We start from the raw sequence: 12,840 nt of genomic DNA on the forward strand, positions 1-12,840 counted from the left end.
CATCCTATTCATTTCTATGTTTTACTTTATAAGAGTTATGCTTAAATGGCTACCTCTTTACCAAACAACTGCGTTAAATCACGTCGTGCAGCATCATCAAGAGACTGTTTATCGACTTTAATATAAGCAACTTGCTGGTCAGGCATCACCACAACTTCTTCAATACCACGAATTGCCAATAGCTGTGTGGTCCACTCATTCACCTGTTGCACTTGCGGCAATGGCAACACAATCGATGACAAATACCGCGGCTGAGCTAAACCAAAACTAATTAGCAGCCATATTATAGCAATCCCTGCTAAGACACTCCATCCAATCGCAGTATTATGTAACATCAATAATTGACCACCTAGTGTGCCGCCAAAAAAAGCCCCTAAAAACTGGCTACTAGCATTTACACCCATAGCGGTGGCTTTCGACTGAATTGGAGCAGACTTCGATAACCAAGATGGTAATAATGCTTCCATCACATTAAAAGCGATAAAGAAAATACCTAAGCCTGCAAGCAAGACATATTTGGACTGATAACCAAATATCAGTAATAGTAAACCTGCAATAATGCCTGTAATTGCGGTTAAGAAAATGCCGCGCATTTTGCGGTATTTCTCAGCGATGATAATGCTCGGAAATGCAAAAAATAAACTAATCACCAAGAGTGGCAAATACACTAAACCATGGCTCGCCAAAGGAATATGCGCAAACTCGATAAGCTGTGAAGGCACATAAATAAACATGGCTGTCAGTAATAAGTGCAATGCAAAAACTGACACATGTAAACGGTTTAAATCACCCATTTGAATGACTTGTTTAAGCTGTGCCATATAGCCTTGCTGATAATTACGATGATGGCGGGTCACTTTAGGCACCAGCAATAACATCAAAATCGCAATTAAGCCCATAATGGTTGTCACAAAGAACAAACCAGAAATACCAACAAGACTGGTGAGCCAAGGCCCTAGACTAAATGCCACCACAAAAGACAGACCAATACTCATGCCCATGGCAGCCATGGCTTTAGTACGCTGCTCTTCACGTGTCACATCAGCTAAAAGCGCCATGACCACTGCCGAAACTGCCCCAGCCCCAGCGATAGCACGGCCAATAATTACGCCATAAATCGTGTCTGATAAACCCGCAATTGCTCCGCCAATAGCAAAGAGTAGCAGACCAAATACTACAAGTGGTTTACGGCTAAAACGATCTGCCAGTAAGCTAAAAGGAATTTGTAAAATAGCCTGACTTAAGCCATATATACCCACAGCCAAACCTATGAGTGCTGGAGTCGCATATTGATATGACTGCCCGACTACAGAAAAAACCGGAATAATCATGAACAGACCCAACATGCGTAGTGCAAAAATACTACTTAAAGCAAAAGTTGAGCGGCGTTCCAAAGCATTCATCATATCAATACACGTTATCAAACTAGGCAAATTATAAGCCGATTCGTTTCTAAAAATACGGGAGAGATGATTTAAAATAACGATTTCGGCTTAAAAAAATAAAGAGGCATTTAGCCTCTTTATTCTATCGAACTTTACTGAAAATTAGCTTAAGACGATTCTTGTTCACGTTTTGCATATTGGATAGATGCAATTACTGCCCATGCAATAAATGCAACACCAATGAGGCCTGTCACGACTTCTGGTATATGTAAACCTGTACCACTTGCAATCATAATGAAAGCCAATGCACCAATCGCATAATGTGCACCATGTTCTAAAAACACATAAGCGTCTAATGTGCCCTTTTCAACAAGATAAACCGTCATTGAACGAACGAACATTGCACCAATTGCAAGACCTAGCATAATCACGACAACGTCGCTGGTAATGGCAAATGCACCAATTACACCATCGAAACTGAATGATGCATCTAACACTTCAAGGTATAAGAAACCACCCAAACCGGCTTTAATCACACCAGAAGCAGCGCCTGAACCGTCTTGCATGACTGCATTACCATCTTCATCAATTTCAGGTTCGCCGCCCAATAAATGACTAAGAACTTGTACACCAATGTAAACCACAATGCCCCAAACACCAGCCATTGTTACAGCTAAACGCTCATGATCTTCAACATAGCCCGCCATTACAATTAATGCGATGAGTGCAATAAAAACCGACATTGCTGGTACATTGGCTAGGTCAGATAATTTAACTTCAAGCCATCTAAACCAATGGGTTTCTTTCTCTTCATCAAAGAAGAAGTTTAAGAAAACCAACAATAAGAATGTTCCACCAAATGCAGAAATTTCCGCATGGTGAGCCATTAAACGTTCAGAATAGGTTTTTGGATCATTGAGTGCCATTTTAGCAACTTCAATAAAGCCCATGTCGGCAGTCATAGAAACAATCAAGACAGGGAAAATCAATCGCATACCAAAAACGGCGATGAGAATACCGACTGTCAAAAAGATCATTTTCCAAAAATGATCCCATCCACGAAGTACCGATGCATTTACGACAGCATTGTCAAAAGATAATGAAACCTCCATTACAGCTAAAATTGCAGTAATAGTTAAAGCTTTAAACATGGTCGACACGCCAGCTTCAGGTCCATGGGTAAAACCCCAGTAAGCGGCGAGTGCTAAACACACCACCGTAAAAAATATCGAAAATCGGAAATGCTTCATGGATCAGACCTATACCAAGAACTAAATTTAATCTTTATTAAAAACCGCGGCTATTATATCGATAATTAACCACAAAACGATGTTGTTTTATGCCGTTATTACCTTTACTTTATCTTCATGTTTAATAAAGAAATTTATAATATTTAATTAACTTGTTAATCGTATTAAATATTTTCTTGCGATATATCTATCATTATTATTTTTGTATTTTAAAATTGATTTAAAATCGAGGTTAGCTGTCTAATTTTAAATGGAATGATTTTATGCTTTTTTCTCAAGAACTCTGGCAACGTAATTTAAATTTATATCAAAAAATTCTCGACCTGCCTTTTAATCAGGAACTTGCTAACGGTACTTTAGATAAAGAAGCTTTTTGTCATTATGTCATTCAAGATGCTCAATACTTAGTGGCCTATGGTCGCGTACTGGCTGTTGCAGCAGCAAAAGCCTTTGATGCTGACGATATTATGCAGTTTTCAGATGCAGCTAAAATTGCAATTGTGGTTGAGCGCAGTTTGCATGATGACTTTATGAAAAATTTTGGTGTCACCAAAGAAGAATTTCAAAATACACCACTGACCTTGGCAGGCCATCATTACACTTCATTTTTAACAGCAACGGCTTGGTCTGAAAGCTACCCTGTTGTACTCGCTGCATTGTTACCTTGCTTCTGGATTTATGCCGAAGTCGGTAAAGATATTGTAAGCAAATCAATTCCTAACAACCCTTACCAAGCATGGATTGATACCTATGCAGGTGAAGAATTTCATACCGCCGTTCGCAATGTGATTGCCACTGTAGACAAAGTTGCTGCACGTTGTGATGCAGATACTTTAGAGAAAATGCATGCTGCTTACACAATGGGTGCAAAACTTGAGTGGTTATTTTGGGATAGTGCCTACCATCAAAGACAATGGTTAGGTTTAGATCAGATCTAAAATAAGATGAGGCTCTGACCATTTACTTCGTTAAATGGTCAGTCTTTCATTTAAATTTGAAACAATTGCCAACCATAAATTAACCCTGCCGCAGCGATCACCCAACATAAGGTTGCCAAGCCCAGACACGACCACATCGACACGCGTGTTGCCAGCATGTAAACCGCAACTAAATAAATGGCATAAGGAATAAGTGACCATAGACCAAACAGAGCCGTTTTTTGTAATGCTTCGGCTCCTTTTTGCTGAAAAACAATCACATGGGCAATTAAAGCAAAGGTAGGAAAAAGCGGGACTAAACCTGCAATATAAAATGCCTTACTTTTCGATAAAATCGAAATAATAAGGACAACCCCAGCCCCTAACATACACTTTAAAAATAACGCCCACATGCACTAATCCTATCTGGTTATTTCCATTTCAAAACGCTGTATTTTGCGCTTTTTAAAGAAAATTAACAGCGACTAAAGCAATCAATGCAGGAACTGCCTGAATATAAATAATCTTTTTACTGGCAGTCAGCCCGCCATATATACCCGCAATCAGTACACAGCCTAAAAAGAAGTTAGCAATTGATGTGGCAAATGGCGCATCAGCCAATAAAGACCAGAATAAACCTGCTGCTAAAAAGCCATTATAAAGACCTTGGTTCTGTGCCATGACTTTGGTGAGTTTTGCTTTTTCGGCATTATTTCCAAAGGCTTTCATGCCATAAGGCTTGTCCCACAAAAACATCTCTAACACTAAAATATAGACATGTAATATTGCGATAAGCGCAATTAAAATTTGTCCGATCATATAGTTTTCCTTTTTATTTTAAAGATATGAAAAAAGATCAGTCTCTCGACTGATCTTTTAGTGTTTTACGGTTTTAACAATACTTTGCCTTGTCGAGCACCTTGCGTTGCTCTTTGAGCGGCAGTTTTAATCTCATCAAAACTAAACACACCTTCTACAGGCAGAATTAATTTTTTCTGAGTCGCTAGTGTTAGCAGCTCAACGATCAGTTCCTTTTTACGAGCTGCTGGCATTTCTTTATTGACCACACTCGCCCAGAAACCTTTTACTGTCGCTTGTTTGAAAATCAAATCGCCCGATGAAATCTGCATGGTTTCGCCAGTCATACTACCAAATGAAACAAGTAGGCTATTTTCACTGAGTAAATTCAGCATTTCGCCACTTGCTGTTCCACCAATCGAGTCCACACCAGCAATAAGAGGTTGGTCACCATGAATCTGTTTAACTTGCTCTTTCCAATTCGGCTGATCAGTCGCAACCACATGTGGGATGCCTAATGCTTGCATCTCGGCAATTGCATCAGTACGACGAACCAGATTAATCACAGGTAAACCACGTGCCTGTGCAATCATCGCAACAGTTTTACCTACTGCACCATTTGCCGTGTTTTGGATTAACCATTGACCCGGTTGAACGTTAACAAAGTCTAAAAGCATGAGAGCACTAATTGGCATACCAATCAGTTGCGCTGCTGTTTCATCATCAATTTCATTATTTAAAGGAATAAGGCCTTGAGCTGGTGCAATAAAATATTCAGCCCAACTGCCATGCACAGCTGCAACGGCAATACGCTGCCCTACCTGTACATGTTCAACACCTTCACCTAACGCATCTACAATACCAACTGCCTCACTGCCACCAATCGCTGGTAAAGTTGGTTTATAGCCATAGCTTCCGCGTACTGTCCATACATCATGATTATGGATCGGAGACATGATGGTTTTAATACGCACTTCGCCTGCTTTTGGTTCAGGCTTTGGCATATCCGCCTGCTCTAAAACGTCTACAGGTTCGCCAAAATTACGATGGATAATACTTCGCATGCTTTATTCCTCTATCGGTTTTAAGAGTTGTTGGGTGGTTTCTAAGGCTAGGTATAAATGTGCTTTGTCTTGCGACAATTTTGTGAGTAAAGCAGCACCTAACCATAACTGATACATGACTTGCGCAGTTTTCAAAGGCTCAATGTGTTTTGGAATTGATCCTTCTTGTTGCCCTTCTTTGAGTAGCAAAGCCAAACGTTGCGTTAGTTTGTGCACACCATCATTGAGAATTTGACGCATATCTTCTGACAAGTCCGAAACTTCGGCTGCCAATTTCACAATCAGGCAGTTTTCAGCCCAGCTACCATGTACCGGATCATCAATCCACGCCTGCCATAAGGCCATTAAACGGGCGTGGGCACTTTGCTCACTGTGCTGCCAAAGCTGTTCCATACGAACTTTATAGTCCGCCATGTATTGCTCGAGCAACGCACAGCCGAAAGCCTCTTTCGAAGCAAAGTAGTGATAGAACGACCCTTTAGGTACGTCACAAGCCTTTAAGATTTCTTGCAAACCAACACCGACAAACCCTTTACGTAGTACTAGCTCAAAGCTGGTATCTAGAATGTGTTGTCGTGTAGTTTCGCTTTTGTTTAATCGTTTCATACATTCATCATAAACAACTATTAGACCAGTCGTCTAGTAAAATTATGTTGCTTGTGAAAATAGGCTAAGAGTAGAAATGTAGAGTGAGGAATGTTAAAAATACAATCTGCTTATTTAAACAAATTTTGTCGATTGTCGTTTAACCGTCACAATTTGTCGCTTTAAATCATTTTGTACTACTTGAACAATTTTAAATCGTTATCATATAGGGTCTGTTGTTTATAAATAGCCATATCTCCCTGTGACTAATCAAACAACACCTAAATTTTCATCAATACATAATTGAGATGTTTTATGAGCCAAAGTCATATCCGTATTCGAGGCGCACGTACCCATAACTTAAAAAATGTGTCACTCGATATTCCACGCGACAAATTTGTGGTGATTACGGGGCTATCAGGTTCAGGAAAATCTTCTCTTGCCTTTGATACCTTGTACGCCGAAGGACAACGCCGTTACGTCGAATCACTTTCGGCCTATGCTCGTCAGTTTTTATCGCAAATGGAAAAACCTGAAGTTGACTCGATTGAAGGTTTATCACCAGCGATTGCAATTGAGCAAAAATCTACCAGTCACAACCCACGTTCAACCGTCGGTACCATTACCGAAATTTACGACTATTTGCGTCTGCTTTATGCACGTGTCGGTACGCCTTATTGCCCTGAACACGACTTACCTATGGTTGCGCAAACTGTTTCTGAAATGGTCGATGCGGTAAAAACGCTTGAGGAAGGTACAGCACTTATGTTGCTTGCCCCAGTGGTACGTGAGCGTAAAGGTGAATACAGCAACCTGTTCGAACAACTACAAGGTCAAGGTTTTGTTCGTGCCCGTGTAGATGGCGAAATTATTGATATTGATACGCCACCGGAACTCGACAAAAAGAAAAAACATACCATTGAAGTCGTTGTTGACCGCTTCAAAGTACGTGATGACTTAGGCAACCGTATTGCTGAATCATTTGAGACCGCACTACGTTTAGGTGGTGATATTGCAGTTTTATCGTGGATGAATGGCGAACATCCAGATCGCGTTTTCTCTGCAAAACACTCATGTCCTGAGTGTGATCGCGCAGTTGCTGAACTTGAGCCACGTTTATTTTCATTTAACAACCCGTTCGGTGCCTGCCCTGTTTGTGATGGCTTAGGTACACGTAGCCATTTTAGTTCTGAGAAACTGATTCCAAATCCTGATCTTGCGATTAGCGAAGGTGCGATCCGTGGTTGGGATCGTCAACGTCCTTATTACTATTCAATGCTACAAAAAGTTGCCGACCACTTCGGTTTTCAACTTGATACGCCTTGGAACCAGTTAGATAAAGATACGCAAAAGAAATTTCTACAAGGTACTGGCAAAGAAAAAATCGACTTAAGTTATATCGATGAACGCGGCCGCAAACATACACGCGTACAACCTTTTGAAGGAATTTTGCCACATCTTGAGCGTCGCTACCGTGAAACTGAAAGTAACTATGTACGTGATGATTTAGCACAGTATTTATCTAATGCAGCATGTGATGCATGTGGAGGTTCACGTCTAAATGAAATTTCACGTCATGTTCGTGTAAAAGATAAAACCATTGCAGACATTACCCGCATGTCGATTGGCGATGCAGAAAGCTATTATCAAGATTTAAATCTTGAAGGTGCTAAAGGCGAAATTGCCGATAAAATCTTTAAAGAGATTCGTGAGCGTCTTCACTTCTTGGTGAGTGTTGGTCTGAACTATTTAAGTCTGGCTCGTTCTGCCGAAACACTATCGGGTGGTGAAGCTCAGCGTATCCGTTTAGCCTCGCAAATTGGTGCAGGTTTAATGGGTGTCATGTATGTCCTTGATGAACCGTCAATTGGTCTCCATCAACGCGATAATGATCGTTTATTACAAACTCTGATTCGCTTACGTGATTTAGGTAACACGGTATTAGTCGTTGAACACGATGAAGATGCAATCCGTGCAGCTGACCATATTATTGATATCGGCCCGGGTGCTGGGGTACATGGTGGCGTTGTCATTGCTGAAGGAACTTATGAGGAGCTGGCTAAACATGCCGACTCTCTTACAGGTCAATATCTTTCAGGCAAGCTTAAAATTGAGGTGCCAAAAAAACGTACTCAATCGCCACGTCCAGATGAATTCATCAAGCTTTCAGGTGCAGCAGGCCATAACTTAAAAAATGTCGATTTGACTATTCCACTTGGCATTATGACTTGTGTGACTGGGGTTTCAGGTTCGGGTAAATCAACACTGATTAACCGTACGTTACTTCCACTGGCTGCAACACAGCTTAATGGTGCAACAACCTTAACAGCTGAAAAGTTTGACTCAATTGATGGTCTACAACACCTTGATAAAGTCGTTGATATTGACCAAAGCCCGATTGGACGTACACCACGTTCTAACCCTGCAACGTACACAGGGCTATTTACACCAATCCGTGAGTTATTTGCTCAAACTCCAGAGGCGAAAGCCCGTGGTTATAGTGCAGGTCGTTTCTCGTTTAACGTGAAAGGCGGACGCTGCGAAGCATGCGAAGGCGACGGCATGATTAAAGTCGCAATGCACTTCTTACCAGACATGTATGTACCTTGCGATGCTTGTCATGGTAAACGCTATAACCGTGAAACACTTGAAGTCGGTTATAAAGGCAAAAACATTTCTGATGTTTTAGAAATGACGGTTGAAGATGCTGCTGAGTTCTTTAGTGCTATTCCAGTCATTCACCGCCGCTTAGAAACCTTAACTCAGGTTGGCTTAGGCTATATTCGTTTAGGTCAGGCGGCTACTACTCTCTCTGGTGGTGAAGCTCAACGTGTAAAACTGGCGCGTGAGTTAGCAAAACGTGATACGGGTAAAACGCTTTATATCTTGGATGAACCGACAACAGGTCTGCACTTCCACGATATTGCTAAGTTACTCGATATTTTGCATGAGCTACGCAACAAGGGTAATACCATTGTGGTGATTGAACATAACCTTGATGTCATTAAAACAGCGGACTGGGTTGTGGACTTAGGCCCTGAAGGTGGCTCAGGTGGTGGGCAAATTATTGCTGAAGGTACACCTGAACAAGTAGCTGAGGTCGAGATTTCCCATACGGGTCGTTTCTTGAAACCGATGTTGAAACAATAAAACAAAAAAGCCGGAAAGTGATTTCCGGCTTTTTTATCCCTCTACAACATTTCGTCCCCGAGCTTTAGCTCTTAAGAGTGAACGATCTGCTTTTTCTAACAGCTCCATCCAGCTGGTCGCGCCAATCGCAAACCCTATACTGACTGATACATGTAATTTTTCATTTGAGCCAGATAAATTAATTTCTTCTAAAGCAATCGCAATACGAATTTTTTCCGCCAATAGACGCGCATCTAAAAACGGCACCTGTTCTAATAAAATTAAAAACTCATCACCACCATAACGCACAATTAGATCAGAAGCGCGTACATTCGCTTTCAATTGATCGGTAATACGTTTAATCACTTGGTCACCAACAATATGACCATATTGATCATTCACATCTTTAAATCGATCTATATCAATAATCATTAAACAGGTTTGTGAAAACTTTTGAGGATAGCTCTCAACAATTTTTAAATACTCAGATAAAGCTAAACGGTTGGATACACCAGTTAACGGGTCTGTATTGGCAATATTTTTAAGTTGGAATTCAAACGCATCTCGCTGCTTAAGCATTCTTTGCAAACGGTCAATCGCTTCAAACAGTGAAATGAACTCACCTTTTTTAGGGTTCAATTCATCTACCGGATAATCTTTGCTATGAGACAAATCAAGAATTAAGGTACGGGCCTGAATAAGAGGCTCAAATACCCGCCTCTTTGCATAAATTAAGGTAAGTAAAGCAGCTGCTAACGATATGCTAGAAATAAGCAAAGTAAGAAAGAATTTCTTTTTTGCCAAATAGTTTTCCTGAGATGCAATCAAGACACTTTTATTAAGTAGAAAATTTTGTAAATCAATAACTGTTGTAAATTTATCAACGATTTGGTCTGTAAGTTCAGTTCCATTTAAATGGTAAGCCTCATGCTTCTGGCTTTCTTCTAAAAGTTGACCAACAATAGGCACACCTTTATCTAAAAATTCAGTTTTAACTCTTGCGTAAAGGCGATGATATTCAGGAGTCTTGGCTTGCTCAGACTGTAGCGTATCTACAAGTGCCCATAAGTAACGGGCTTGCTGTTGAGTCTGTAAAGAACGCGCCCGATTATCATTAGGAATCGTTTCTTTAAACGTCACTGGCGCAATAACATTAGATGCGGTACGACCGGCCTGATCACGCATGTCAGTTAAAACCACAATCAAAGTAAAATAGTTATTAATTTGGCTATCTTTACTTTTTAGCTGCAACATAAGCTTTTGCAAAATTTCCCGACAACTATCCCAAGCACCAAACATACCCAAAATGGCATTATCAAATTGCACAGAGGTTCTTGCCTGTTCAGGTGTTGCGGCATAATAGTCGACTACAGCCCGCGCCTGTTTCAAATCATCTTTAAATTTAGTATCTAAAATACGTGCTAAATCGGAATAACCCTCTTCTTCTAAAATACGAATAGTTTCATTAATTTGCTGATCGACAGTAAGCCGATACTCTAATAACTTCTTCTGATTTTTTAAAAAGTCGGCAGCGTTACTCGACATTAATTTATTTGCTGGCGCACGTTCTTTAGATACTTTATTTGCCACTTCAGCAATAGACTTTAAGCTTTTGATTTCAACCAACGCTTGTTTAGTTTTTAAATATTCTTGATAACTGCTAACAATAAGAGGCACAGCCATAAACAGTAAGGACAGAATAATGACCAACATAAAGAAAAATAGTCGATTACTGATATGTTCTGAACGTAATCCTGACATTTCTAGCTGGTACTCCGTAAATGCCCTACCATCATCACTACTATAAAATGAAGTAATTAACCCGCATCCTAGCACTTTAATGAGCAGAAGTTCAGCAACAAAGTTTGAATAACGCAATATAGGTCTTCATCGTTTGTATTTCATGAAAATCTGATCGAAAGAGCAAATGATGGCTATGGCAAAACTCCATTTTACAGCTGAAGTAAATTTCGCAATTCTATAGTTAGCTTCTTTTTCCTCTTGGATGCCTCTCCCAGCATCCGAAACCCAGCTTAGAGCTGGGTTCTTTTTTATACAAACCAAAAAGAAGAAATTTCATGTAATTTTTTTAATAAATGTTAATGTTTTCTTATAGATAAAAAAAAGCTCAACCTTGGGGAAAGCTGAGCTCGTAAAGTCTGATGTGATAACACATCGTATCTGGGAAAGTACTACCAACTATAAAAATGTTAGATAGTGAACTTTGCAATTGAATTGTGTGACTTATCTCTAATTTTGTAAAGTTGATTAAATTGATCAGAATTAATTTTTTAATCGTTTTTTTGATTTAAAAATGTTTTTTTTTAGCCTTATTCAATTATATAATTATTTTAAATAGATAGATTATTTAGATAAACTTATCAAAATAATGATAACTATTCCTCAAAATATATGAAAATTGAAACAAGAATAATATTCGAACGACTATTTATTAAACGAATCGACAAATTAATGAACGTTAAATCCGATCAATAAAATCATTTTTTCCAATTATAAATGTAATTATTTTGAAACTATTTAAAGCCAAATCCTTATGAATCTTAAGGTTTAGCTTCTTGTTAATGTTCATTTTTTTATCAGGTTGACATAAGACACTCTGATTGTTTATTTTTTAAACATTTTTAACATAAGTGTCAAATTTCCTTAACATTACGTTTCATCTATTATTGACTTCATAAATTGTTACAATACAATGACCCCAGCTTTATCTCTTGTTAATGCTGGAAATGATTATGAAAAAACTTGGTTTAGCCACTGCTGTATTATTAGCCATGACCGGTGCTCATGCTTATCAATTTGAAGTTCAAGGTCAATCTGAATATGTTGACACAACTGCAAACGATAAGAACTACACTGGTGACGTTGCTGGTACATTCTATTTGAAAAATGTTGATACAGCTAAGGGTCCTTTAGCTGAAGCAGCTTTCTTAAACCAAGCTTCTAGCGTGTCTTTAGGTTACAGCTATCAACAATATGACCAAAACAACGGTTTAAACTACCGTGTAGGTACATACGGCGTTAAAGGTGAGGCTTACGTTCCAACTCCTTATCTTCCTGTATACGCTAGCGCTACTTATAACCACACTGACGTTGACGGTAAAAACGCGATTTCTCGTGATGACCAAGGCGACCGTTATGCTTTAGAAGTTGGTGCAATGTTGTTACCTAACTTCTTGATGGCTGTTGGTTATACAAGCGTAGCTAACCAATTTGCTTTAGATAACTTCGGTATCATGAGCAACGGTATCTACTCTGCTGTTAACCAAACTGCTGCAATCCAAAACGATCAAGATGCTGTTACAGCTCGTGCTAAATATGTAGGTCCAATCGACGGAACTAACATGGCAATCGGTTTTGAAGCTGCTGGTGCTTTCGGTCAAGAAAACCAATACGGTTTAAAAACTGACCTTTACTTAACTCCTAAGTTAAGCGTTGGTGCTGCATTCATCGGTAACGACGGCGTAGCAAACATCAAAGGTAATGACCTTGGTGAATTCCGCCAAGCTTGGGGTGGTAACGTAAACTACTTCATCACTCCTGCTCTTGCAGTTGGTGCGTCTTACATGAAAGCTGACGTTAAAAAGTCTAGCTACGACACACAAACTATCGGCTTAAATGCTAAATTCCGTTTCTAATTTAATTTAGAAATTGAATTAAAAAAAAGGACTCAATTGAGTCCTTTTTTATGGCT

The 12,840-nt window shown here is 39.5% G+C and carries 10 protein-coding genes; 3 read left to right on the forward strand and 7 right to left on the reverse strand.

The window, feature by feature from the left end:
- Positions 1-41: 41 nt before the first annotated feature.
- Together ABLC00_RS17520 and ABLC00_RS17525 are read right to left on the reverse strand one after the other, a co-directional pair.
- Entirely contained in the window at positions 42-1,406 is a 1,365-nt protein-coding gene (locus ABLC00_RS17520) for an MFS transporter (protein ID WP_004711530.1), read from the reverse strand.
- Positions 1,407-1,552: 146 nt separating this feature from the next.
- A complete protein-coding gene (locus ABLC00_RS17525) occupies positions 1,553-2,635 on the reverse strand; it encodes a DUF475 domain-containing protein (protein WP_002054048.1) in 1,083 nt (360 codons plus the stop codon).
- A gap of 263 nt (positions 2,636-2,898) precedes the next feature.
- Here ABLC00_RS17525 and tenA point away from each other — a divergent pair, with 263 nt between their 5' ends.
- A complete protein-coding gene (tenA, locus tag ABLC00_RS17530) occupies positions 2,899-3,573 on the forward strand; it encodes a thiaminase II (protein WP_000899420.1) in 675 nt (224 codons plus the stop codon).
- A gap of 50 nt (positions 3,574-3,623) precedes the next feature.
- On the opposite strand, the gene ABLC00_RS17535 is transcribed toward tenA, so the two are convergent.
- The 4 genes from ABLC00_RS17535 to ABLC00_RS17550 all read right to left on the reverse strand — a co-directional run bounded on the left by ABLC00_RS17535 (position 3,624) and on the right by ABLC00_RS17550 (position 6,020).
- Complete coding sequence (locus tag ABLC00_RS17535) at positions 3,624-3,965, reverse strand: GlpM family protein (RefSeq protein WP_348941003.1); 342 nt, start codon at positions 3,963-3,965, stop codon at positions 3,624-3,626.
- Between the two features lie 52 nt (positions 3,966-4,017).
- A complete protein-coding gene (locus ABLC00_RS17540) occupies positions 4,018-4,371 on the reverse strand; it encodes a DUF1304 domain-containing protein (protein WP_000580165.1) in 354 nt (117 codons plus the stop codon).
- Between the two features lie 65 nt (positions 4,372-4,436).
- A complete protein-coding gene (locus ABLC00_RS17545) occupies positions 4,437-5,414 on the reverse strand; it encodes a zinc-binding dehydrogenase (RefSeq protein WP_033854101.1) in 978 nt (325 codons plus the stop codon).
- Positions 5,415-5,417: 3 nt separating this feature from the next.
- Positions 5,418-6,020 (reverse strand): TetR/AcrR family transcriptional regulator, encoded by a 603-nt coding sequence (locus ABLC00_RS17550; RefSeq protein WP_033846231.1) that lies wholly within the window; start codon positions 6,018-6,020, stop codon positions 5,418-5,420.
- 294 nt (positions 6,021-6,314) lie between these two features.
- On the opposite strand from ABLC00_RS17550, the gene uvrA reads away from it, so the two are divergent.
- Complete coding sequence (gene uvrA, locus ABLC00_RS17555; protein ID WP_033846232.1) at positions 6,315-9,149, forward strand: excinuclease ABC subunit UvrA; 2,835 nt, start codon at positions 6,315-6,317, stop codon at positions 9,147-9,149.
- A 33-nt stretch (positions 9,150-9,182) separates the two neighbouring features.
- Here the strand turns inward: uvrA and ABLC00_RS17560 are convergent, their stop codons facing one another.
- Positions 9,183-10,889, reverse strand: a complete 1,707-nt coding sequence (locus tag ABLC00_RS17560; RefSeq protein WP_006582475.1) for a GGDEF domain-containing protein — start codon at positions 10,887-10,889, stop codon at positions 9,183-9,185.
- A gap of 992 nt (positions 10,890-11,881) precedes the next feature.
- Here ABLC00_RS17560 and omp33-36 point away from each other — a divergent pair.
- Positions 11,882-12,784: a porin Omp33-36 gene (gene omp33-36, locus ABLC00_RS17565; RefSeq protein ID WP_006582474.1), complete on the forward strand. Its 903-nt coding sequence runs from the start codon at positions 11,882-11,884 to the stop codon at positions 12,782-12,784.
- Positions 12,785-12,840: the final 56 nt, after the last annotated feature.

This window comes from Acinetobacter nosocomialis, assembly GCF_041021905.1.
GTDB classification, from domain to species: domain Bacteria; phylum Pseudomonadota; class Gammaproteobacteria; order Pseudomonadales; family Moraxellaceae; genus Acinetobacter; species Acinetobacter nosocomialis.